The organism is Clostridium cylindrosporum DSM 605, assembly GCF_001047375.1.
GTDB lineage: Bacteria > Bacillota > Clostridia > Clostridiales > Caloramatoraceae > Clostridium_AB > Clostridium_AB cylindrosporum.
Map to the genome: position 1 here is coordinate 14,467 of NZ_LFVU01000005.1, position 23,742 is coordinate 38,208.

Here is a 23,742-nt window from a genome sequence, read left to right on the forward strand (position 1 = left end):
TTAATTACCCCCTGTAGCTGTTAAGTCTTTCTAAAACTTTATCTAGCATTTCTTGATATTTCTTTTGTTTATCTTTTTCCTCAGCAATAACTGCTTCTGGTGCCTTACTTACGAAACCTTGATTTGAAAGCTTCTTATTAACTCTTTCAACTTCCTTTTCAAGTTTTTCTTTTTCCTTAGTAAGTCTTTCTATTTCTTTTTCCTTATCTACTAAATCATCAAGTGGCATATAAAGTTCTCCACCTTCTATAATAGCTGATACTGCATCATTTGGAACTTCTGATTTAGCTATAAATACAACCTCTGATGCAGAAGCTAGTTTTTCGAAGTAAGCTTTTCCTTCTTCAAATGCATTTTTTGCTTCATCACTTGATGGAATTACCATTATACTTGCTTTTCTTGAGTTTGGAACATTCATTTCTGCTCTAACATTTCTAAGTACCTTAATTGCACTAATTACATATTCCATAGCCTTAACATCATCTGTAAATGTTAAATCATCTGAGTAAACTGGCCACTGAGATGTTGTTATTGTTTCTTCATTTGTTATGTTCGTATATATTTCTTCAGTTATAAATGGCATAAATGGATGTAGAAGCTTTAAGCTACCCTTTAATACATGCATTATAGTATCATATACAGCGGCCTTTGTGCTTCTTTCTTCTCCATATAGTCTTGGCTTAACAAGTTCTATATACCAGTCACAAAGCTCTGACCATATAAAGTCATTTACCTTTCCTGCAGCTATTCCTATTTCAAACTTTTCAAGGTTTTCTTCTACTTCACGAACGACAGTATTAAACTTACTTAATATCCACTTATCAGCTGAATTTCTAAAGTCCTTTGCATTGTCTTTATATTCTTCTACAATAGATTCATCAATATTCATAAGAACGAATCTTGAAGCATTCCATATCTTATTTGCAAAATTTCTTGAAGCTTCTACTCTTTCCATGTAGAATCTCATATCATTTCCAGGTGAGTTACCTGTAGCAAGCGTAAATCTTAAGGCATCTGCACCATACTCATCTATTATTTCAAGTGGGTCAATACCGTTACCTAGAGACTTACTCATTTTTCTACCCTCAGAGTCACGAACAAGTCCATGAACTAACACATGTTCAAATGGGATTTCTCCTAGTTGTTCTATTCCTGAGAATACCATTCTAGCTACCCAGAAGAATATGATATCATATCCAGTAACTAGTGTGTTTGTTGGATAGAAGTATTTTAAGTCTTCTGTTTTATCTGGCCAACCTAACGTTGAGAAAGGCCATAGCGCTGATGAGAACCATGTATCTAAAACGTCATTATCCTGTTCAATGTTTTGGCTTCCACATTTTGAGCACTTATCTGGAGTTTCATTTTGTACAGTTAGCTCATTGCAATCTTTACAGTACCAAACTGGAATTCTATGTCCCCACCAAAGCTGTCTTGATATACACCAGTCTTGAATATTTTCCATCCAGTTAAAGTATATCTTTGAGAATCTATCTGGAACAAAGTTAACCTTTCCACTTCTTACAGCATCAATTGCAGGATCTGCTAATGGCTGCATTTTTACGAACCATTGCTTTGATAAAAGTGGCTCAACTACAGTAGAGCATCTATCATGTGTTCCAACATTATGAGTATGGTCTTCTATCTTAACTAAGAATCCCATTTCCTCAAGGTCTTTAACAATTTCACGTCTTGCATCGTATCTATCCATTCCCTCATATTTACCAGCAAGGGAATTCATAGTTCCATCTTCATTCATAACAACAATCTTAGGAAGGTTATGTCTCTCCCCTACTGCAAAGTCATTAGGATCATGTGCAGGAGTTATTTTAACACATCCTGTACCAAATTCCTTATCAACATAATCATCTGCTATAATTGGAATTTCCTTATTAACAAGTGGAAGAATTAAAGTCTTTCCTATAAGGTGTTTATATCTATCATCTTCTGGATTTACTGCAACTGCAACGTCTCCTAGCATTGTTTCTGGTCTTGTAGTTGCTATAATGAATTCCTCATTACTATCCTTTACAGGATATTTTATATGCCAGAAATGTCCTGCTTTTTCACTATACTCTATTTCAGCATCTGAAATAGCAGTCATACATTTTGGACACCAGTTAATTATTCTATTTCCTTGATATATAAGACCCTTATTATATAGTCTTACGAATACTTCTCTAACTGCCTTATTAAGGTTTTCATCCATTGTAAAGCTTTCACGAGTCCAGTCAGCTGATACTCCAAGCTTCGTTAACTGACCCTTAATTCTAGCTCTATATTTATCTGACCATTCCCAAACCTTTTCAAGGAATGCTTCTCTACCCATTTCTTTCTTATCATACCCTTGAGATATAAGTTCATTTTCAACTTTAACTTCAGTTGCTATACTTGCATGGTCTGTTCCTGGAAGCCATAGCGCCTCATATCCGCTCATTCTCTTCCATCTAATTAGAATATCTTGAAGAGTATTGTCTAATGCATGCCCCATGTGTAGATGTCCTGTTATATTTGGAGGTGGCATCATTATAGTATAAGGCTTCTTACTTTCATCAACCTCTGGAGTAAAATACTTTTTATTAATCCAAGTTTCATATAATCTGTCTTCAAATTCCTTTGGATTATAATTTTTAGCTATCTTTAAATTATCTTCCATGTTAATCCTCCTAAGTGTTTAATATTTCAAAATAAAAAAGGCCCTTCACCCTATATAAGGACGAAAAGCCGCGTTACCACCTTAATTCTAATTAGCAAGTAAACTGCTAATTAGCACTTTAATATTTATAACGGAAAAACCGTTTCACTCTACTAAAATTCAAGCGAAAAGCTCTGAAGCTACCTTCAAAGGCAAACTATCTTAAAGTATCTCTCAGCCTAGGGACACCTCTCTCTTAAAGCGTTAACCTTTTACTCCTCTTCATCATAGCTATACATATAAAATTCAATAATAATCAATATTTCATAGTCATAATCTATTATAATATTTTGATATAATTTGTCAACTACCACTAGGTTACTTAAAGTTTATATAAAACTTTACTGTAACAGATTACATAACTTGTTCATATTATAAATTAATCTTTTTTAATTTTTAGGAGGTTTATTTATGAAAAGATTTTTTAAAACTATTTCTTTTATGGTAGTAATAGTTTTTTCATTTTCTTTCCTTGTGTCATGTACTAAGAAGAAAGAGCCCCAAACAGATTTAAAGACAGTAAGACTTAGTGAGGTTGTTCGTTCAATATTCTATGCACCTATGTATGCTGCTATTAATCAAGGCTTCTTTAAGGAAGAAGGGATAAAAATTGAACTCTCAACAGCTCAGGGAGCAGATAAAACTGCACAGCAGGTTTTATCTAAAAATGCTGATATAGGATTTTCAGGACCAGAACAAATAATATACCTTTATAATCAAGGAAGAGAGGATCATGGAGTTGTATTTGCACAACTAACACAGAAAGATGGTTCATTTTTAGTTGCAAGAAATGATAAAAACTTTAACTGGAATAATGTTAAAGGTAAAACAATTATAGGTGGAAGACCTGGTGGTGTTCCTCAAATGGCTCTTGAACATGTTCTTAAGAAAAATGGAATCAATCCAGCTAAGGATGTTAAAATAATCACTAATCTTGCATTTAATGCAACAGCTGGTGCTTTTAAATCAGGTACAGGTGACTATATTGCAGCTTTTGAACCTACAGGAAGTTTACTTGAAAAAGAAAAGGTAGGCACTACAGTAGCTTCAATTGGTAAAGATGCTGGAGATATTGCCTATACTAGTTTTTTTACAACTAATGAATATATAAAGTCTAATAAAGATACAATACAAGGATTTACAAACGCTATTTATAAAGGACAACTTTGGGTGGAAAAAACGCCTTCTAAGGATGTTGCAAAATCAATAATAGACTTCTTCCCAGGGTCTGACATAGAAGTTCTATCTAAAATTATTGATAGATATAAGGAAATAAATGCATTCTCTAAAACACCTAATGTGAGTAGTGATGGATTAAATAATCTTATGAATATTATTGAAGGTTATAATAAAGATTTAATTAAAAAGCGTCCACCAATAGAAAAAATATCAACAAATGAGTTTGCTAATAAGACAGTAAAATCTATAAAATAATATAACTTATGATACAGGGGGGGATATAATGGACAAACTACAAATTAAAGATCTTTGTATAACTTATCACACACTTGATGGGGAAACGGAAGCAGTAAAAAATCTAAATCTAAATATAAGAGATGGTGAATTTATAAGTATTGTAGGACCATCTGGCTGTGGCAAATCAACTGTTCTTTCTGCAATTGCAGGACTTGTTCCTATTTCTAGTGGTGAAATAATTCTTGACGGTAAAAGTATAATCCCTTCACCAAATAATAAAATAGGATATATGCTTCAAAAAGACCACCTATTTGAATGGAGAACTATTTATCAAAACATTAAACTAGGCCTTGAGGTGCAGAATTCAGTAACCTTTGAAAACCTAGATAAAATAAATCAAATGCTTCTTAAGTATGGTCTTGCAGGATTTAAAGATTATTATCCTAGTCAACTTTCAGGTGGCATGAGACAAAGGGCTGCGTTAATTAGAACACTTGCACTTGATCCTAAGCTTCTTTTACTTGATGAACCATTTTCTGCAATTGATTACCAAACAAGACTTTCAGTATCCAATGAAATTTATAAAATTATAAAGGAAGAAAAGAAAACTTCTATTATGGTTACACATGATATTTCTGAAGCAGTAAGTATGTCTGATAGAGTTATCGTTCTTTCAAAGAGACCTGCAAGTGTAAAGAATATATATGAAATTAAATTTTCTATAGAAAACAAAACTCCCCTTTCTTCTAGAGAGGCTCCTGAATTCAAGGAATATTTTAATGCTATATGGAGGGAGCTGGATATTCATGTATGATAATTCAAAGAATAAATATGCTCTTAACATGTCAACATATTCTGATGAGCATATAGAATATGTAAGAAAGGTTAAATTTAAAAAAAGGTTAATACTTTTTACCCAGATTACAATTTTAGTTTTATTTTTCGTACTATGGGAAGTTCTTGCAACTTACAAAATCATTGACCCATTTCTTGTAAGTCAACCTACTAAGGTAATTAAAACTATGGCTAACTTTTACAATGATGGAACCCTATTTCATCATATATGGATAACTTTATATGAAACTATAGTGGGATTCGTTTTTGGTACCATTGTAGGTATCGCCGTCGCTATTGTACTTTGGTGGTCTGATTTTACCTGTAAAGTTTTAGACCCATATCTAGTTGTATTAAATGCTCTTCCAAAGATTGCTCTTGGACCTATTATTATATTTTGGATAGGCAATGGTACTACAGCAATAATAATTATTGCTCTTACAATCTCCTTAGTTGTAACAATTATATCTGTTTTATCAGGATTTCAAGAAGTTGACAAAGATAAAATTACTCTTCTTAAAACATTTGGTGCATCAAAATATCAAACACTAAAATACGTAATACTTCCTGCAAGTTTTCCTACCATGATATCTGCACTTAAAATTAACGTTGGACTTTCATGGGTTGGTGTTATTGTTGGAGAGTTTATAGCTGGAAAAGAAGGACTTGGATTTCTAATAACCTTTGGAGGACAAGTATCCCAACTTGATATGGTTATGATGAGTATACTAATACTTTCTATTCTTGCATATCTTATGTATGAAGCTGTTGCTTTTATTGAGAAATTAGTTCAAAGGAAGCACTCTAAATAAATTCTTGTATAAAATTGTCGAATATTGTATAATAGCATTGAAAGTTTAAAGTGTTTTAAATTTTTTCTCAATTAAAGTTTCTGGTGTATTTACACTAAACCCTAAAACTAAATGTAAAACTTTTAAGGCCTAAAAAGACATAGGTATTATTCCTGTATACTTTAAGGCCTCTTTTTTATTATATACTATATTGATTTTTTTTAACTTCAAAAGCCTTTTGAAAAAACTTAAGTGCTAGCTTATCCTCTTCAATTTCATTGTAAAAGCTTGCTATTAACATATAATAATGAACTAACTTCTCCTTTTCATCAACTAATTCAAGGAACTTAATTAGATTAAGTATTTGCTCTTCACTTTTAGATGTTTCGTTTATTTCTTTGTATATTCTATATTTATATTCAAATACTTTAATTTTTGTTTGAGAATTTAAATCATACTTCTCTTCTAGATGATCTATTAAGTCTAATGCCTCAGTGTACTTTCTGCACTCTATCAATCCACTTGTCATCTTAATGATTGTTTCCTCTGTCTTTTCTCCCTTAATACTATTTTTAATTTCTAATGCCCTTTTAAGGTGTTCAAGACCATCCTCTACATTAAGTGAATTAATCAAAAATTCCCCTACATCTTCCTCAACATTTGCAATGAATATAAGGTCTCTATTTTGAGAGCATATAGACTTTGCTTTTTCAGCATACTCTAATGCCTTTTCCTTTTCTCCTCTTTCCCAGAATGCTATTGCAAGAATCATTAAGGTATCTGCATAAATTTTGTAGTCTTCAAGTTCTTTAACTTCCTTTTCAACCATTAAAGCATAATCTATTGCTTTACTATGCTCAGACAACTTACTTAAACATCTTGCTATCTTATAATAAATTTTTATTCTAAGAAGTTTATCTGAACTATCAGATTTATTATAACTAGTTTCTGCTTCCTTATAATAATTATACGCTAGATTATATTCTTTAACTTTTATTGCTAATTCTCCAAGTAGTATAAAGGTTTTTATAATATCAGGGTCATGGGAAACTTTCAAGAATATTACCAGTGCTGATAGTGCATACTTTTGTGCATTGTTATAATCTTCTCTTAGTAAGCTTAAGTTGGACTTTTGATAATTAAATATTCCTTGATATGATTCAACCTTATATTCAATAGCATAGTGTAAACCTTTTTCAATGTTTTCCTCTGCTCTTAAATAATTTTCACATTGTAGAGAACTTTCAACTATATCAGAATAAAACCTACAAACATCTTCTGCTTGCTTTGTTTCACTTTCTAGAAAGTATTCAACCGTTGTATCTAGTTTGTCTGCTAAGTACTTTAAAAGATCATCACTTGGATTAGATTTGCCTGTTTCAATTAAACTTATTTGACCAGGTGTAATTCTATCTCCCGCTAAATCTTTTAGTTTCATGTTTTTTTCTTTCCGCTTAATTTTAACCTTACTTCCTAATGATAATATTTCCACTTTGTCTCATTCCTTTATTTTAACGAATATATTGTACATTTAGTTTCTTATCGTCTGATTATTTTTGTCTAAATAGGCTTTAAAGTGTAATACTGGTAATTTTTTTGAAATAAAAATAATGCAGGTTAATATTAACCTGCATTATTGCAAAATAAATATGACTATCTCATAATGTCTACAATATCTCCTACTGCTCTACCCGCTGAATTCATCATTCTTCTACTTGTTCTAACAATTCTTCTTCTTGTTCTAGTTCTCATCATCGGTGTAGCCATAATTCCTGCAGCAGCTGCACCTAACATAACTCCAGCCATAATTCCTCTTGTTAACTTCATAAAAAACACTTCACCTTATTGTTTGTGCAGTCTTATTTTATGCAAAAGTGAAATTATTAAACTAGAAACTTTTAAGTAGTTTTATAACTATTCCTTGTAAATCAATAATATGTAAATTAATGTAGAAATATAATACTTTATTTAGTACCTGCTTTTTTACCTATCTCATAGGCTTCTTTAAACTTTTCCTCTGCTATTTCTTCATGGTCAGTATTCATAGCATATATCATTTCTTCTAATGTAGAATTACATGAAAGCATAAAAAACTTTGCCAGAACTTCCATGGCTACTATTTCCTTTGGATTTGTAAGACCTGCTGTAAATACTAAATACCCTTTTCTTTTAGTTTCAGTATTAGTTTTTAGTATATATCTTCTACTAAAAAGAGCTTGAAATCTATCTATCATTGTCTTTAACTGTGCAGTAACAGATGCAAAATAAACAGGTGATGCAAGAACTAATATATCACTTTCTTCTACTTTATTGTATATCTCCTGCATTTCATCCTTAATTACACACTGTCCCGTTTTCTCACATGAAAGACACCCAGTACATGGGCTTACTCTTGTTTTAACTGCATCAATAATTTCAACACTGCATCCTGAATCCTTTAATCCATCAACAAAACTTTTTAATAACTTTTCTGTTTTTCCGTGCTTTCTTGTATTTCCTGTAAAAATTAATGCCTTCATTTTATCCTCCTTAAACCTAAAGTAAAAATTTATTTATTATTTTTCTATATCCTCTAATACTTTATCCATGTCAAAATCATTATTTGATACAACTATAAGTAATTCACATCTATCACTACTTCTTATATCCATTTCACAAATAGTCAACTGTGCATTTACTCCTTCATCCTCAGATAGTTCTTCAAGTACTTCTTGGATGTTATCTCCTGCTATATCATAAAGATATGGAAAATAATATTCTTCATACCATGTATCGTCTTTTTCCGCTTTATAATTATCATTTGCAAAGCTTATAGCAGCTTCTATTTCCGCTTTATCAAATACGTAGTAAGAATCAACTACCAAAAAATCCTTTTTATATTCTATTTCATCAAATTCACTTAAACCCTCTGCTTCAAGAACGCTTAAAATCATATCTTTTTTCATTTATATCACTCCTAATTAATATTTAAAAAGTCTGTTTATATTATACCCTATTTATGATTTATTAAGAAGAAATCAAATACCTTTATAAATTTTTCATTATTTAATATGTAAAATCATATATAATAAAGAAGTAAATTTTAGGAGGTCTTTATTTGATTTATATACTTTTATCAATTCTACTTGGTGCCTTTACTGCACTTACTTTAATTGCCCCAAGCGAATATTATTTTATATTACTATTACTACCTACAATTGGGATAGTACTAGTATTTTTTCTAAAAAAATATATAAAAAAACCATCTAAATACATATTAATTTCTTTACCTTTTATAGCAATCTTAGCCTACTTAACAGTATCCTTTATAGTATTTAAGCCTAAAAAAATAGAACTTTCTGATATAAATATTAATAATCTCTCAAGTAATAAAAAAGCGGTTATTCTTTATGCAGATGGTGAAATGGAGAAGTATATGCCCTATTTTTCAGGTTCTATTCTATCAAACAAACCATATTTAATTAAACCTATAGAAAGCTTTAAAATAAAAAAATCATATGAAAGTATTGAGATAAGTAAAAAAAATATGGACATTATTAAAATATCAAAACTTTTTAGTGAATCACTTCTTAAAAATGGTCCTCACTATTTTTATTTATCCTATGCAAACTATACTCCAAGCCTTAAAGAATCTATTAATTCCTCTTTAAATGATGGATGTAAGGATATTACTATTCTTAATTTTTCAAAGGATCCCTATGCAACTAGAAACATTACTGCAATTAAAGACAGTTTAAAAATAAATAACATTGATATAAATATTTCAACTCCTATACTAAAAAATCTAAAACCATCATTTTTATTAAGAGACATACCAAATGATATGTCCAAGTTCAATGGAGTGTTGTTATTAGATAAGGATAATCTGGGTCTTAATTTAAAAACCGAATTACAAAGCTTAGGAGTTGATGAAAATTCAGTTTTTATTAGTGACAATGTAGAACATGGACTAAAACTTTTAACTGAGTCAATTGAGGAAGATGCCAAAAATGTATTAATTATAAATCTTTTAGACTTTAATAATGGAATTGTTGAAAAATATTCTATACCAAAAGCAATAGAAAAATATGAAAATTTATCATTTCAAACAGTAAGTCCACTTAAGTATGATAAAGATTTCTTAGAGATAATAGTTAATGAATATAAAAGCATAAAAAAACAACCATAGGTCATCCTATGGTTGTTTCTATTTCAGTACGTTTTTACTTGAATTTTCAACGTGATTTGTTAAATATCTTTCAGCTTGTACATAATCTCTATTCTTAATTGCATCTAAAATTTCACTATGTTCCTTTAAAGACTCTTTCATTCTTCCTGGTATGGCAAGTGACTCATGTCTAGCAAGCTTTACATACACTTGAAAATCCTTTAATATGTGGAGTAACACATTACTTTTTGTTGATTCATATATTATTTGGTGAAATTTCGTATTAAGTCTTTCTATATTCTCTATATCGCCTTTGTTAGTGTAAAATTCCATTAATTCAAATGTTTCCTGAAGCTCTTTTATACTTTCATCTGATATTTCATTAACTGACCATTTAGCAGCAAGTCCTTCTAGAAGAAGTCTAATTTTATATATATCCTTCATATCCTTTTGAGTTATACCCTTAACAATAACACCTTTGTTAGGTATACTTTCTACAAGCCCTTCAAGTTCTAACTGCCTAATAGCTTCACGTACAGGGGTTCTGCTAACATTCAACTCCTGTGCAAGTCTCATTTCAATAAGATTTTCTCCTGACTTATATGTTCCATCTAGAATACTTTCTCTTACTCTATTATATACTCTTCCTCTTAATGAGTATTTATCATCATTTGAGCTAAACTCCTTCATAACAATATGCCCCCTAAACATTGCAACACTATGTAATACTACACAGGTTATATTATATAGTGGCTGAAATACTTCGTCAAATTAACCACATAGTACAACTTAACTGAATATAATCACAAATATATAAAAATTAATTAATATATATTAAATTTACTACTTTTTTCATTGGAACAGGTGGATTATACACCTTTTAATATATAATCTGTCACTTCTAAGGGCTTATAGTAAAAATTTCATATAATTCTTTACATGATTAAAGAACCTCTATTTTTAATAGAAGTTCTTTAACACTTTCAAATATATTATATGAAAAAATTATTCCACTATAGTTATTTCGTCATCTGCCTTAACGATTCCACCTTTTAGAACTATTCCAAAAATACCTTCTCTAGGCATTACACAATCACCTACAAGCTGTCTAATTTCACAACCATGATGGCATTCTTTTCCTATTTGTGTTATTTCTAATAAAGTTTCCCCTACCTTAAGCTTTGTTCCAACAGGTAGTGTATAAAGTTCTATTCCTTCAGTTGTTATATTTTCAGCAAATACACCATAATCAAGATGGTCAATACCTTGCTTTTTCATTTTATCAATACTTTCAACAGCTAGAAAACTAACTTGTCTATGCCATTTTCCTGCATGTGCATCTGATTCGATACCATGTTCCTCTATTAACTTAATTTGATCTACTGGTTTTTTTACAACACCTTTTCTTTCACTAATATTAACTGCAACTACTTTAGCCAATGCTAATCCCTCCTAATAAAATGTCCTGATTTGCCTCCCTTTTTCTCAAGAAGCTTAATGTCACCTATTATCATTTCTCTATCTATAGCTTTACACATATCATATATTGTTAATGCAGTTGTTGAAGCAGCTGTTAATGCCTCCATTTCAACACCTGTTTTTCCTGTTGTTTTAACTTCAGCTGTAATATGAATTCTACTGCTATCCTTATCTATTTCAAATTCTATATTACATCCTGTAAGAAAGATATTATGACACATTGGTATAAGATCTGATGTTTTTTTACTAGCCATTATTCCCCCAACTTGAGCAACTGCTAGTACATCTCCCTTTTTTATCTGTCCTTCTATTATAGCATTTAATGTTTCTTTTTTCATTTCAATGTAGCAAGAAGCCACAGCTACTCTGCTTGTGTCATCTTTTTCACCAACATCAACCATTTTAGCTCGACCCTCTTTATTAAAGTGAGTAAATTCCATAGGTTATCCTCCTATTCTTACCATTTCTCTTCCACTTTTACTTATATTATCTGTATCAAGTGTATGTTTTTCATATTTTTTCAGTATACCTTGATTTAGTACTTCTTTAAGAGCATCTGAATCATTTATAAATGGTCCAAGATCAACTTCACCTAGATTATGAAGACAAGTTTTAAGTTTTTTATCACTTGTTATTCTAATTCTGTTACAAAGATGACAGAATTTATGTGACATAGGTGATATAAATCCAACTCTACCTTTGTGCCCCTCTAATTTAAAAAGTATAGCAGGTCCAGTACCTTCATTTTCTATTTCAGTATAATCCTTACCCATTTTTACAATTATATCTTTAATGTCATCTGACTTTATACCCCTAAAGTCCTTTGCAGGACCCATTGGCATAAGCTCAATAAACCTTACATCTATAGGCATATCCTTAGTTAAATTTATAAAATCTTCAATCTCATTATCATTATATCCTTTTATAGGAAGCATATTAAGCTTTACAAAAATTCCTAGTTCTACTGCCTTTTTTATACCATTAAGTATCCCTTCCACATTTCCACCTGTAATATTCTTAAAAGTTTCAGGTTTAAGTGAATCAAGGCTAATATTTATTCTTGTAAGTCCTGCTTCCTTTAAGTCATAAATTTTTTTATCAAGTAAAACTGCGTTAGTAGTAATTGCTATATCCTTTATTCCAGGTATTTTTTTAGTATCTTTTATAATATCAACGATATCATTTCTAACTAATGGTTCTCCACCTGTAAACCTTACCTTTTTTATCCCCATTGATGCCAAAGTTACTAATATCTTATTTACATCTTCTCTTGTAATCTCTTCTTCTCCCCTTGGAACATATCCCTCTGGCATACAATAAATACACTTTAAATTACATTTTTCCGTAAGGGATATTCTAACATAATCAATATCCCTATTGTAGTTATCTCGCATATTTTATCCTCCTAAAACAACTACCTCTCCAGCATTTGTAAGATCATAACCACCAATTTTATTTAACCTCTCCTTAAAATCCTTTGATGTTATTATCTCTAGAAAAGTTTTTATTCTACAATCTTCGAGCATCTCTCTATTTAATATAATATCATAATCTTCACTACAAACGGGAATAAAATCTAATCCCATCATATTTGCTGCAGCGAGTACCCCAAGTCCACAATCTGCACTACCACCTTTAATCTGTGCAGCTACAGAAAGATGGGTTATCTCCTCTCTATCATAACCCTTAATTCGTGATTTGTTAACATCGAATTTTTCTATATTGTAGTCAAGAAGCATTCTAGTTCCTGATCCTTTTTGTCTGTTGACAAAGTTTACTCTCTCTAAGTCCTTGAAATCTCTAATGTTTAGAGGATTTCCCTTTTCGACAATAAATCCTTGAATACGTTTTAAAAATTTTATAATTACACATTTTCCAAGATATTTTTCACAGTATTCTATATTATAAACTCCATTTTCACCTAGTAGATGACTTGGTGCTATGTGAGTTTCACCTCTTTTTAATGCCATAATCCCTCCCATACTTCCTGTATGAGTTGAACTAAAGTTTAGACCATAGTCTTTAAAGTAATCTGCTATAATATCCATAGCAATATCATGACTCCCAATTGATACAAGGGTATTATCTGGATTAAAGTCCTCTCTTAAAAGGTTAATATTTACCTTACTTGAAGCTTTAAGTCCCTCTACATCCTTTGGAATTATAAAGTATCCATCAGCATTGGTAAGTGACATTGTAGTTCCTGCACCTTTTCCTACAGGTATAGCTATAACCTTTTCATCAACCTTACCAAGTTTCACTCTTATATACTCATCATTTTTAAGTGAAGATACTACCTTTCTTGAAAGATATGCATCAATTTTAGGATTTTTCTTTATAATATTTGTAATATTATTTAAAGCAGAATTAATACCTTCTTTTACAAGGCTTTCTATTACGAAAAATGCTGAAACAGGATATCCTGGAACCCCAAAAATAGGTGTATCATTAATAATTCCTAGACTCGCTGGCTTCCCTGGTTTAATTGAAATACCATGGAAGAACTTCTCTCCACAATCCTCAATTATACTTCCAGCATAATCACCTCTACCCTTAGAAGATCCTGCATTTAATATAACCATATCACATTCCTCAGTTGCTTTCATAACTGCTGCTTTAAGGTCATCCTTATTATCCTTTACAACGTCATAACGAATTCCCTGAACCCCATATGATTCAACTAACGCTTTAAACGTCCAAGAATTAAAATCTAGTAGTTCACCTTTAGAAGGAATATTGTCCCTACTTGAATCTATTATCTCATCACCTGTTGGAATAATCCCAACTTTAAGGTTTTTATATACCTCAACTTTTGTAATCTTTGAAGCAAGTAGTGATGATATATCAAGTGGAGTGATTTTTCTCTTTTTAGGTACTATCATCTCTCCAAATTGAATATCCTCCCCAATAGGTCTTACATTTTGATATGGTACATGGGACTTCCTAACAACATATCCATCAGAATCCTCAACTAAGTCTTCCTTCATTATTACACAATCAAATGGTTCATTAATCGGGTCTCCTGTATCAACAACCTCAAACATATCTTCTCTTAAAGTAACTGGATTATTTGTATCCGCATTTAATGTATACTCAAAACGCGTAGCTATTCCATCCATTGCTGCTGCTGTAAAGTGAGGTGAGGATATTTTCGCATAATGTGCCTTATAAGTTATTCTTGAAAGCGCATCAACAGTATCTACTATCTCACTTTCTAAAACAATTTTACTACATACCTCCCTAGTTATTTCAATAGCTTCATCTAGGGGTGTATTATTTAAATATAACTTCATATTATCACCTCATAACCTTTACTTTGTCACCTTTTTGTAATCCTTCAACATCTCTATCTATTTTAACTATTCCATCACATTTAGCCATAACACTCATTGCAGAAGATTTAGCATGTATAGGATAAGCTATACCATCTTTAATAGTTACAGTAAGATATTCCTCACGCCCACGGGCCTTATGGTAATTCTCTCCGAATTCTAAAGTTTGTTCTATTTTATTAGCCCTTCTTCCGTACATTTTATCTATTAATTTTGAAATAACAAATTTATAAATAATTGTGCAAGCAAGTGGATGTCCTGGTAGTCCTACAATATACTTATTACCTTCACATTTAGCCATAAGAGTTGGTTTTCCTGGCTTTACTGCAAGTCCATGGAACATTAACTCTCCAAGGGCTAACATGGTTTTTTCACTAAAATCCTTATTTCCCGCTGAACTTCCACCGGATAAAAACACTATATCATTTTCACTTAAGGCTTTTTTAACAGCACTTAAAATACCCTCTTCAACATCTTTTAATATTCCATAGTGTGTAGATATACATCCATCTTCTCTAGATGCAAATGTAAGAAATGGTCCGTTTGTATCCTTTATCTTTGGAATTTCTATATTCTCTTCTATACTAAGAAGCTCATCACCTGTTGATATAATTCCAACCTTAATTTGCCTTTTAACCTTTACCTTAGTAATTCCAAGGGATATTAAAATAGCAATGTGAGTTGAATTTATTGTTGTGCCCTTTAATATTACTTCTTTTCCCTTTTTAATGTCTTCATCCTCAGCTACAACATTCTCAAGTGTCGATACTGATTTATTTATAAGGGCTTCGTCACCTAAAAATTCAACATCTTCAAGCATAACAACGCTGTCTGCGCCTTCTGGAATCATTCCTCCTGTAGGAACGTAACTACACTCCATATCCGCTAATTCTAAACTAGGTTTTTTTCCTATCTCAATATTCTCTTTAAACGACAAAATTGCTGGCATAGTTTCACTACACATATAGGTATTACTAGACTTTACAGCATATCCATCTACAGCTGATCTTCTAAAACCTGGTATATTGATATTCGATATTATATCTTCAGATAAAACTCTTCCATGAGAATCTAGTATATCTATCTCTTCAGAGTCAACTTCACTTATACTTTCAATTAACTTTTCAAATTCGTAGGTAGAAATAACTTTTAACATAATCTCCTCCACTATATTCTCTATGGTATAATCATATTGTCGAAATTCTTTTATATTTTTGATTATTTTTTCGTCAAAATACTAATTATAATATTAGTATATATGAATTTCTCAAATAATCATATATTTATAAAGCATATGGACAACATTTATCTATAGAAAATGACAATCTTTTTATTTTATAATTAAAGTATAACTATATTCTTTACATTTTTACACTTTAATTATACTAAATATCCTATAAACAAACCATAATTGTAGAAGGAGGACTAATTATGAAAGCAGGAGTTATAACAGTAAGTGATAAAGGTTCAAAGGGACTACGTACGGATACTTCAGGACCTGCAATAAAAGAAATGCTAAAAACTATTGGATGTGAAACTGTTGAGTACACCATTGTACCTGATGAAAGGGACATAATAGCAAATGAAATTATAAGAATGAGCTCACTTGACCTTGATTTTATATTTACAACAGGTGGAACAGGATTCTCAAAGCGTGACGTAACACCAGAGGCAACACTGGATGTTATTGAAAGAGAAGCACCTGGAATACCTGAGGCCATGAGATATCATTCATTAAAGATTACTCCAAAAGCTATGCTATCTCGTGCTAAAGCTGGTATACGTGGAAACTCTATTATAATAAATCTTCCTGGAAGTGAAAAAGCAGTTAAGGAACACTTAGAAATAGTGTTACCTGTTCTAGATCATGCTAGAGGAATACTTCTTGGGCTTCATAGTGAGTGTGGAAATCATCCACATGATAAGATATAGTTTTCAATTTAATTTTTTAAATATATAATTTTAAAGTTAAAATACCACTTACAAATTTAGTTTGTAAGTGGTATTTACTATTACATAATTAAAAATACTATAGCATTTCTATAAATGCTTCTAATCTTGTTCTAACTTGTCCAACATCTGATGATGAGTAGTTAGTTTCAAGGTTCATGAATCCAACTTTATTTTCATTACATACTTTCTTTACGCTAAAGCTTTCTACAGCGTATGTATGACATGCTTGAAGAGTTATATCTATAACTCCATCAACCTTATATTCTTCAATTAATTCATCTAGAAGCTCCATTCTTCCTGTATTAGGTGACATAACAGAACATGGAATGCTTAGATACTTCTCAGCTAGTGCATCATATACATCCTTTGTTTCATCTACATTAACACACTTTTCCTTAATTCCACTACAGTTTTCAAAGCATACAACTACTCCACCAACTTCTTCAACTGTTTTTACTACCTTTTCAGCTACTCCACCTGATGGGCAACCTGTTATAAGTATTCTTTTTGAATCCTTTGATACAGGACTATTTCCAGTTGCAGCAACTTCTTGAAGGCCAGAAATCATTTCTCTTAGCTCATTATTTTTAGCCTCTACATCTACAACGAAATTAGTAGCATCAAATATCTTATGCATTTCATATCCTGATATTGGAGGCGGATCAAGCTTTGATAGACTATAAATTTCTTTTAAAAGGTTTCTTTGTTCATTTTTAACCTTTATAGATTTCTTTATAGCCTCTTCTGTTATAACTACCCCAAAATCCTTTTCAAGCTTTTCCTTAAGCTTTATCATTTCACCTTTCCATAGGCTTAAAGCAACTGGGTCATTTTGTCTATGTGGAAGTTGCATTACATGTACATTTTTTATTTCTCCTAGAAGCTCGTACATCTTTTTCTTTCCATCACATGTTGTTTCCCCAACAATCATGTCAGCAAAATATATGAAAGGACACTTATCAGTGATAGCAAAGCCATATGATGCCTTAATAAGTGGACAAAGATTCTTTGGCAGATGCTTTTCAGCATCCTCTACTGTTTCATCACTTACTGAACATACACTTATAGGCATTGCCCCTGCTGCGTCAATTATTTCCCAAGGAGTATAAGTACAATAAGTCCCTACTACTTTTTTCCCTGCATCCTTTGCAGCCTTAACATTTAAAAAGTTATTTTTTCTAGCTTCTGCAAAGCTTTCAAATTCCTTTGGCATTTCCATAATCAAAACCCCCAAACTAAATTATTTATCTTTCCCAAGTAATGCTGCTCCAAGTGCACCTGCAAATCTACCAAGAGGTGATGTTTCAACCTCTGCATCAAGCTTCTTAGATAGCTGCTTTATAAAATAAACATTCTCACACAGTCCACCTGTTAAGAAATATTTACTAACCTTATTGTGTTTATGACATATAGTTTTAACCTTGCTTGCTATAGAATCTATAACTGCAAATGCTATATCTTCTTTCCTAGCTCCTGAACCAATTAAACTAATAACCTCTGATTCTGCAAATACAGTACACATAGAACTTATAAATGTACCTTCCCCTTCTATAGAAAGCCTAGAAAGCTCTATAATATCAAGGCCTAGGATATTTGCCATGACCTCTAAGAATCTACCTGTTCCTGCTGAGCATTTATCATTCATTAGAAAGTCTTGAACCTTTCCACCTTCTATAGTAATAACCTTAGTATCTTGTCCACCTATATCAAGAACAACACCGTCTTCACCAAACATATGCGCTGCTCCTACCCCATGACAAGTTATTTCTGTTATCTTTTTATCTGCAAATGGAACACTTACTCTTCCATATCCTGTTGATACAAAGTAAGCATTATCCTTATTTATTCCCATCTCTTCAAGTTCATCTTTAACAGAGTTTGCTGTTTCAACACTACTCCAGCCTGTTGGCTTTATTATCTTATGAATTATTTCCTCATTCTTCAAAACTATTACCTTACAAGATGTAGACCCTATATCAATTCCTACTTTATACATTTCTTCCCCCTGTAGCATTTTAATTATGTTAATTACAAACATAAATCTTTCTATATATATTCTCTCAATATCTAAGTAAAAATTCCACACATTCCGTAGTTATATAGAAAATTACAATATCATCAAGTTTACATATAGTATATTCCTATACAAAATAATACATATTTATATATTTAAACTAGACTTTTCTACAAAATAATTTCTAATTACAATCAACTTATAAGCTAATGTTTTCCATTTGTTCATTTTGTACACTTTTCTTTTACACTTGCAACTTTTTTTTAATATATAATAAATACTTTCTTAATATATTAGTGATATGATTAAAGTATAGTTTTAAACATTTCCCACGAATAAAACTATTTATTTATGCTAAATACCCCTTTAGCATATACATTCCATTTCTGATAGAAGTTATCTCTTTCGATAACTTCTTTTTATTTTCTTATAAAAAAGGTAGAGATCAGTCAATCTCTACCTTTAAATATTTATATTAATATATTTTATCTATACTATAACCTTGCTTATTAAGTGAAGCTATAATCTCATTTATGTGGTCATGTCCATTTGTTTCAACAGTTATTTCAAGTAATACCTGTCTTAATCTATCTATTGCTTTAAATTGGTTATGCTCAAGCTTAATAACATTAGCGTTGCAATCTGCTAGTATTTGAGCAATTCTTAAAAGCTCACCTGGGGTATCTTGAAGCTTAACAGAGAAACAGAACATTCTTCCCTTGAAAAGTAGACCTCTGTTAAGTAGTTCTGAAATCGTTACTACATCAATATTTCCACCACTTACAATTGATACTACCTTTTTCCCTGTTACATCAAGCTTTTTAAGTGCTGCAAGTGATAATGCACCTGTAGCCTCACAAACCATCTTATGCTTTTCCATAAGGGTATAAACCATTTCTGATAGTTCAAAATCATTAACTGTAATTATTTCGTCTACGTATTTTTTAACAACCTCAAATGTTTTATCCCCTGGACACTTAACCGCACTTCCATCTGCTATTGTATCTACCTTTGAAAGTGATATAAGTTCACCCTTATCAACAGATTCTTTCATAGCCATAGCACCTATAGCTTCAACACCTATAACCTTAATATTACTATTAATGCTCTTAGCAGCAACAGCAACTCCACTTATAAGGCCCCCGCCACCTATTGGAACTAATATAATATCTACATCTTTAAGCTCTTCTAGTATTTCAAGTGCTACAGTTCCTTGACCTGCCATAACTTCCCTATCATTAAAAGGATGTAAGAAAGTATATCCTTCTTCAGATTCTAGTCTTTTAGCCTCTGCATATGCTTCGTCATAGCAATCACCAGTTAAGACAACATTTGCACCGAACTTCTTTGTAGCTTCAACTTTTACAAGAGGTGTAGTTTTAGGCATTACAATCGTTGCCTTTATTCCAAGCTTATTTGCAGCATATGCAACTCCCTGTGCATGATTTCCTGCTGAAGAAGCTATTAGTCCTCTATCCTTTTGTTCATCAGTTAAACTATTAACTTTATTATAAGCTCCTCTAATCTTAAATGACCCTGTTATTTGAAGGTTTTCAGGTTTAATGTATATATCATTACCATATTCCTTACTAAAATCCATGCTGTAAATAAGCTTAGTATTATTAATAACCCCATCTAAAACTTTCTTCGCTTTTAATACGTCCTCAAAACTGACTTCAACTGTATCATCATATCCTACGACTTCACATTTCATTCTAAAAACCCCCTAAAACCTTTTAATTTGCAAATTACTCCCAGCTAAGTATAGGGCTTTCTATGGCCTTTCCAGGAGGAACTATTGGATATACATTTTCATCCTTACATATCTTACATTCTATTAATACTGGTCCTTCAAATACCTCATCCTTAGACAGTATCTCTTTAAGTTCATCTATACTCTCTGCACTATATGCATCTACTCCAAATGATTTAGATAGATTTACATAGTCTACACAATTATCCATATCTGTTTGTGAAAATCTTTCATTAAAGAACATTCTTTGCCACTGTCTTACCATTCCAAGTGCACAGTTATTAAGAAGTAGTATTATTACAGGCAGATTATATCTAGATAGTGTAAACATCTCGTTACAGTTCATTCTAAAACTTCCGTCTCCTGTTACCAAAACTACCTTTTTATCAGGATTTCCAGCCTTAGCACCTATTGCAGCCCCAAGTCCAAATCCCATTGTCCCAAGTCCACCACTTGTAATAAAGCTATTTGGAAAATTAAATTTCCAATGCTGTGCAGTCCACATTTGATGTTGTCCAACATCTGTTGCAACAAATGTATCTTTATTAAACTTTTCATTGAAAAGCTTAAGTATATTTGTTGGATGGAACTGATTTTCATCTACTTTATTTTCATCTTTATTGTTCTCTATTTCTTCTCTCCAAGTAGAACAGTCCTTCTTATCTACACCTTTGATTACCTTAGATAACATTTCCCTAAGGTCCCCTATAACAGATATAGAAGACTCTATGTTCTTGCTTATCTCACTTGAATCTATATCAAGATGAATAACCTTAGCATTCGTTGCAAAGTTATTTGGATCTCCAATAACTCTATCACTAAATCTAGCTCCTATGCCTATTAAAAGGTCACAATTACTAACAGCTAAGTTATTCTCTTTAAAACCATGCATACCAACCATTCCAAGTGATAGTGGATTTTCTCTTGAAATAGCTCCAAGTCCCATAACAGTACTAACTACCGGTGAGTCAATTTTCTCAGCAAATTTAGTTAACATCTCGCTAACTCCTGATTTTTTAACTCCTCCACCTGCGTAGATCATAGGTTTTTTACTATTATTAATTGCCTCTATAACCATAGCTAGTTTTTCTTCATCAATAGAACTTTCACATTTACATAAAGGATTACCTTCATACTGGAAATCATCCTCTATGATAGATGTAAATATATCCTTTGGTATATCTATAAGAACAGGTCCTGGTCTTCCCTCAGTAGCTATTTCAAAAGCCTTATCAACAATCTCTGGAAGTTCCTTAACATCTCTTACTATATAGCTATGTTTAGTAATGGAAAAAGTTATTCCTGTTATGTCTACCTCTTGAAAAGAATCACGTCCAAGAAGGTCTCTAGTAACTTGACCTGTAATTACTACCATTGGAACAGAGTCCATATAAGCTGAAGCTATACCTGTAACAGTATTAGTTGCTCCAGGGCCGGAGGTTACTATACAAACCCCCACCTTCCCTGTGCTTCTTGAATATCCATCAGCTGCATGTGTTGCTCCCTGCTCATGTGCAGTTCTAATATGATTAAAATGATTATCTTCATATAGAGCATCATAAAGAGGTATTACAGAACCTCCTGGATACCCAAATATAGTATCAACGCCATTATGTTTCAAACACTTAAGAAGTAATTCTGATCCTTTCATCTTCATCACTCCTAATCGCAAATAGCGCCTTTAGATGCTGAGCTTACTATCTTTGCATATTTTTTAAGGTACCCTGAAAGTTCCTTTTTCTTGATAACTTGATTCTTACGTCTATTTTCTAGTTCTTCATCACTTACTAATAGGTTTAATACTCCATTTGGTATATCTATTTCAATCTTATCTCCATTTTCAACAAGACCTATAACTCCACCTTCAGCAGCTTCCGGTGAAACGTGTCCTATAGCTGCTCCTCTTGTAGCACCTGAGAATCTACCGTCTGTAATTAAAGATACTGCCTTATCAAGTCCTCTACCTGCAAGTGCAGCTGTTGGAGTTAACATTTCTCTCATACCAGGTCCACCTTTAGGCCCTTCATATCTTATAACAACAACATCTCCTGCAACTATTTCACCATTTAGAATTGCTTCAACTGATTCTTCTTCTGAATTATAAACCTTTGCATTTGCTGTTACCTTAAGCATTTCTGGTGCAACAGCTGATTGCTTAACAACAGCTCCGTCGATTGCTACATTTCCTCTTAGAACCTTTATACCACCTGTTGTTCCATATGGCTTTTCAATGTCTGCAATAACCTTATCACCTTTTCTATTTTTAGCTTCAAGTACTTCTTCCATGCTTTGTCCTGTGCATGTTGTAGAGTTAAGCTTTAAAAGACCCTTCTTTGAAAGTTCCTTTGCAACAGCAAGTACTCCTCCAGCTTTATAAAGGTCTTCCATATGGTAAGGACCTGCTGGTGCTAACTTACATAGGTTAGGAGTTTTATTACTGATTTCATTTATTCTATCAAGGTCAACATTAACCCCTGCTTCATTTGCTATAGCTGTTAAGTGAAGTACTGTATTTGTAGAACATCCTAGTGCCATATCAACTGATAATGCATTGTGGAATGCATCCTCTGTCATAATATCTCTTGCAGTTATGTTTTCATTAACAAGCTTCATAATTTGCATTCCTGTTTTCTTAGCTAGTCTCTTTCTTTCTGCAAATACAGCTGGAATTGTTGCATTTCCATCAAGTGCCATTCCAAGAACTTCTGTCATACAAGCCATTGAATTCGCTGTAAACATACCTGAACAAGATCCACATGTAGGACATGCACAGTTTTCAAGTTCACAAAGTTCAGCTTCAGTCATGCTTCCTGCTGACACCTTACCAACAGCTTCAAAAACAGTTGAAAGGTCTACTGCCTCTCCATTGAAATCACCTGCTAACATCGGTCCTCCACTTACTACGATACATGGTATATCAAGTCTAGCAGCTGCCATAAGCATCCCCGGAACAACCTTATCACAACTTGGAATTAAAACAAGTCCGTCTAGGCTGTGAGCCTTAGTTACAACTTCTATACTGTCTGCAATTAACTCTCTACTAACTAGTGAGTACTTCATTCCTTCATGGTTCATTGCAATACCATCACATACTGCAATCGCTGGGAACTCAAGTGGTGTTCCACCTTCCATTAGTACTCCTCTTTTAACGCAATCAGCTATTTGTCTAAGTTCTACATGACCTGGAACAATTTCATTAAATGAGTTTACAATACCTATTAATGGCTTTTGTATTTCTTCATCAGTTAGTCCTGATGCCTTAAATAGTGATCTATGTGGTGCTTTAGTTACTCCTGCTTTCGCTAGTTCGCTTCTCATTATTTTTATC

21 protein-coding genes and 1 other annotated feature are annotated in these 23,742 nt (G+C 32.1%); of the genes, 5 read left to right on the forward strand and 16 right to left on the reverse strand.

From position 1 onward, the window contains the following. Positions 1-4 precede the first annotated feature (4 nt). Positions 5-2,656, reverse strand: coding sequence for a valine--tRNA ligase (locus CLCY_RS03220; RefSeq protein ID WP_048569705.1), 2,652 nt, complete (start codon positions 2,654-2,656; stop codon positions 5-7). 53 nt (positions 2,657-2,709) lie between these two features. Continuing rightward, positions 2,710-2,933: a binding site (T-box leader), on the reverse strand. 173 nt (positions 2,934-3,106) lie between these two features. Here CLCY_RS03220 and CLCY_RS03225 point away from each other — a divergent pair. From CLCY_RS03225 to CLCY_RS03235, 3 genes are read left to right on the forward strand one after another with little or no spacing between them, the layout of a single operon-like run. Continuing rightward, on the forward strand, positions 3,107-4,129 hold the full coding sequence (locus CLCY_RS03225; protein WP_048569706.1) for an ABC transporter substrate-binding protein: 1,023 nt from the start codon (positions 3,107-3,109) through the stop codon (positions 4,127-4,129). Positions 4,130-4,157: 28 nt separating this feature from the next. Continuing rightward, positions 4,158-4,925, forward strand: coding sequence for an ABC transporter ATP-binding protein (locus CLCY_RS03230; protein WP_048569707.1), 768 nt, complete (start codon positions 4,158-4,160; stop codon positions 4,923-4,925). Positions 4,926-4,953: 28 nt separating this feature from the next. After that, positions 4,954-5,757: an ABC transporter permease gene (locus CLCY_RS03235; protein WP_048569779.1), complete on the forward strand. Its 804-nt coding sequence runs from the start codon at positions 4,954-4,956 to the stop codon at positions 5,755-5,757. A gap of 178 nt (positions 5,758-5,935) precedes the next feature. Here CLCY_RS03235 and CLCY_RS03240 read toward each other — a convergent pair whose 3' ends face one another. The 4 genes from CLCY_RS03240 to CLCY_RS03250 form a co-directional block, all read right to left on the reverse strand. Next, on the reverse strand, positions 5,936-7,228 hold the full coding sequence (locus tag CLCY_RS03240; RefSeq protein WP_048569708.1) for a helix-turn-helix domain-containing protein: 1,293 nt from the start codon (positions 7,226-7,228) through the stop codon (positions 5,936-5,938). 161 nt (positions 7,229-7,389) lie between these two features. After that, on the reverse strand, positions 7,390-7,563 hold the full coding sequence (locus tag CLCY_RS13585; protein WP_152668084.1) for a YtxH domain-containing protein: 174 nt from the start codon (positions 7,561-7,563) through the stop codon (positions 7,390-7,392). A gap of 137 nt (positions 7,564-7,700) precedes the next feature. Next, complete coding sequence (locus tag CLCY_RS03245; protein WP_048569709.1) at positions 7,701-8,255, reverse strand: flavodoxin family protein; 555 nt, start codon at positions 8,253-8,255, stop codon at positions 7,701-7,703. A 36-nt stretch (positions 8,256-8,291) separates the two neighbouring features. Beyond that, the gene (locus tag CLCY_RS03250; protein ID WP_048569710.1) at positions 8,292-8,681 is read right to left on the reverse strand and encodes a hypothetical protein; all 390 of its coding nucleotides are present in this window, start codon (positions 8,679-8,681) and stop codon (positions 8,292-8,294) included. A gap of 152 nt (positions 8,682-8,833) precedes the next feature. Here CLCY_RS03250 and CLCY_RS03255 point away from each other — a divergent pair, with 152 nt between their 5' ends. Then, positions 8,834-9,904, forward strand: coding sequence for a hypothetical protein (locus tag CLCY_RS03255; RefSeq protein WP_048569711.1), 1,071 nt, complete (start codon positions 8,834-8,836; stop codon positions 9,902-9,904). 18 nt (positions 9,905-9,922) lie between these two features. On the opposite strand, the gene CLCY_RS03260 is transcribed toward CLCY_RS03255, so the two are convergent. The 6 genes from CLCY_RS03260 to CLCY_RS03285 all read right to left on the reverse strand — a co-directional run bounded on the left by CLCY_RS03260 (position 9,923) and on the right by CLCY_RS03285 (position 15,850). Continuing rightward, complete coding sequence (locus CLCY_RS03260) at positions 9,923-10,573, reverse strand: GntR family transcriptional regulator (RefSeq protein WP_048569712.1); 651 nt, start codon at positions 10,571-10,573, stop codon at positions 9,923-9,925. A gap of 315 nt (positions 10,574-10,888) precedes the next feature. Next, a complete protein-coding gene (locus CLCY_RS03265; protein ID WP_048569713.1) occupies positions 10,889-11,323 on the reverse strand; it encodes an MOSC domain-containing protein in 435 nt (144 codons plus the stop codon). Positions 11,324-11,325: 2 nt separating this feature from the next. Continuing rightward, the gene (gene moaC, locus CLCY_RS03270; protein ID WP_048569714.1) at positions 11,326-11,802 is read right to left on the reverse strand and encodes a cyclic pyranopterin monophosphate synthase MoaC; all 477 of its coding nucleotides are present in this window, start codon (positions 11,800-11,802) and stop codon (positions 11,326-11,328) included. 3 nt (positions 11,803-11,805) lie between these two features. Beyond that, the gene (gene moaA, locus CLCY_RS03275; protein ID WP_048569715.1) at positions 11,806-12,756 is read right to left on the reverse strand and encodes a GTP 3',8-cyclase MoaA; all 951 of its coding nucleotides are present in this window, start codon (positions 12,754-12,756) and stop codon (positions 11,806-11,808) included. 3 nt (positions 12,757-12,759) lie between these two features. Next, positions 12,760-14,655, reverse strand: a complete 1,896-nt coding sequence (locus tag CLCY_RS03280) for a molybdopterin biosynthesis protein (protein ID WP_048569716.1) — start codon at positions 14,653-14,655, stop codon at positions 12,760-12,762. A 4-nt stretch (positions 14,656-14,659) separates the two neighbouring features. Next, positions 14,660-15,850 (reverse strand): molybdopterin molybdotransferase MoeA, encoded by a 1,191-nt coding sequence (locus tag CLCY_RS03285; RefSeq protein ID WP_048569717.1) that lies wholly within the window; start codon positions 15,848-15,850, stop codon positions 14,660-14,662. Between the two features lie 275 nt (positions 15,851-16,125). On the opposite strand from CLCY_RS03285, the gene CLCY_RS03290 reads away from it, so the two are divergent. After that, entirely contained in the window at positions 16,126-16,626 is a 501-nt protein-coding gene (locus CLCY_RS03290; RefSeq protein WP_082141686.1) for a MogA/MoaB family molybdenum cofactor biosynthesis protein, read from the forward strand. Between the two features lie 97 nt (positions 16,627-16,723). Here the strand turns inward: CLCY_RS03290 and CLCY_RS03295 are convergent, their stop codons facing one another. The 5 genes from CLCY_RS03295 to ilvD form a co-directional block, all read right to left on the reverse strand. Next, positions 16,724-17,869, reverse strand: coding sequence for a double-cubane-cluster-containing anaerobic reductase (locus CLCY_RS03295; protein ID WP_200899962.1), 1,146 nt, complete (start codon positions 17,867-17,869; stop codon positions 16,724-16,726). Between the two features lie 18 nt (positions 17,870-17,887). Beyond that, the gene (locus CLCY_RS03300) at positions 17,888-18,643 is read right to left on the reverse strand and encodes an acyl-CoA dehydratase activase (RefSeq protein WP_048569720.1); all 756 of its coding nucleotides are present in this window, start codon (positions 18,641-18,643) and stop codon (positions 17,888-17,890) included. A gap of 493 nt (positions 18,644-19,136) precedes the next feature. Then, positions 19,137-20,375 (reverse strand): threonine ammonia-lyase, encoded by a 1,239-nt coding sequence (gene ilvA, locus CLCY_RS03305; protein ID WP_048569721.1) that lies wholly within the window; start codon positions 20,373-20,375, stop codon positions 19,137-19,139. 34 nt (positions 20,376-20,409) lie between these two features. Beyond that, positions 20,410-22,065, reverse strand: coding sequence for a biosynthetic-type acetolactate synthase large subunit (gene ilvB, locus CLCY_RS03310; protein WP_152668085.1), 1,656 nt, complete (start codon positions 22,063-22,065; stop codon positions 20,410-20,412). Between the two features lie 11 nt (positions 22,066-22,076). Continuing rightward, positions 22,077-23,732 carry a dihydroxy-acid dehydratase gene (gene ilvD / locus CLCY_RS03315; RefSeq protein WP_048569723.1) on the reverse strand — a complete coding sequence of 552 codons (1,656 nt, stop codon included), beginning with the start codon at positions 23,730-23,732 and terminating at the stop codon, positions 22,077-22,079. Between the last annotated feature and the right edge of the window lie 10 nt (positions 23,733-23,742).

What these genes read in the sequence shown, in the direction of transcription:
- CLCY_RS03220 (WP_048569705.1), bottom strand. Translation starts at nt 2,656, where the DNA reads ATGGAAGATAATTTAAAGATAGCTAAAAATTATAATCCAAAGGAATTT.
- CLCY_RS03225 (WP_048569706.1), top strand. Translation starts at nt 3,107, where the DNA reads ATGAAAAGATTTTTTAAAACTATTTCTTTTATGGTAGTAATAGTTTTT.
- CLCY_RS03230 (WP_048569707.1), top strand. Translation starts at nt 4,158, where the DNA reads ATGGACAAACTACAAATTAAAGATCTTTGTATAACTTATCACACACTT.
- CLCY_RS03235 (WP_048569779.1), top strand. Translation starts at nt 4,954, where the DNA reads ATGTCAACATATTCTGATGAGCATATAGAATATGTAAGAAAGGTTAAA.
- CLCY_RS13585 (WP_152668084.1), bottom strand. Translation starts at nt 7,563, where the DNA reads ATGAAGTTAACAAGAGGAATTATGGCTGGAGTTATGTTAGGTGCAGCT.
- CLCY_RS03245 (WP_048569709.1), bottom strand. Translation starts at nt 8,255, where the DNA reads ATGAAGGCATTAATTTTTACAGGAAATACAAGAAAGCACGGAAAAACA.
- CLCY_RS03250 (WP_048569710.1), bottom strand. Translation starts at nt 8,681, where the DNA reads ATGAAAAAAGATATGATTTTAAGCGTTCTTGAAGCAGAGGGTTTAAGT.
- CLCY_RS03260 (WP_048569712.1), bottom strand. Translation starts at nt 10,573, where the DNA reads ATGAAGGAGTTTAGCTCAAATGATGATAAATACTCATTAAGAGGAAGA.
- moaC (WP_048569714.1), bottom strand. Translation starts at nt 11,802, where the DNA reads ATGGAATTTACTCACTTTAATAAAGAGGGTCGAGCTAAAATGGTTGAT.
- moaA (WP_048569715.1), bottom strand. Translation starts at nt 12,756, where the DNA reads ATGCGAGATAACTACAATAGGGATATTGATTATGTTAGAATATCCCTT.
- CLCY_RS03280 (WP_048569716.1), bottom strand. Translation starts at nt 14,655, where the DNA reads ATGAAGTTATATTTAAATAATACACCCCTAGATGAAGCTATTGAAATA.
- CLCY_RS03285 (WP_048569717.1), bottom strand. Translation starts at nt 15,850, where the DNA reads ATGTTAAAAGTTATTTCTACCTACGAATTTGAAAAGTTAATTGAAAGT.
- CLCY_RS03290 (WP_082141686.1), top strand. Translation starts at nt 16,126, where the DNA reads ATGAAAGCAGGAGTTATAACAGTAAGTGATAAAGGTTCAAAGGGACTA.
- CLCY_RS03300 (WP_048569720.1), bottom strand. Translation starts at nt 18,643, where the DNA reads ATGTATAAAGTAGGAATTGATATAGGGTCTACATCTTGTAAGGTAATA.
- ilvA (WP_048569721.1), bottom strand. Translation starts at nt 20,375, where the DNA reads ATGAAATGTGAAGTCGTAGGATATGATGATACAGTTGAAGTCAGTTTT.
- ilvB (WP_152668085.1), bottom strand. Translation starts at nt 22,065, where the DNA reads ATGAAAGGATCAGAATTACTTCTTAAGTGTTTGAAACATAATGGCGTT.
- ilvD (WP_048569723.1), bottom strand. Translation starts at nt 23,732, where the DNA reads ATGAGAAGCGAACTAGCGAAAGCAGGAGTAACTAAAGCACCACATAGA.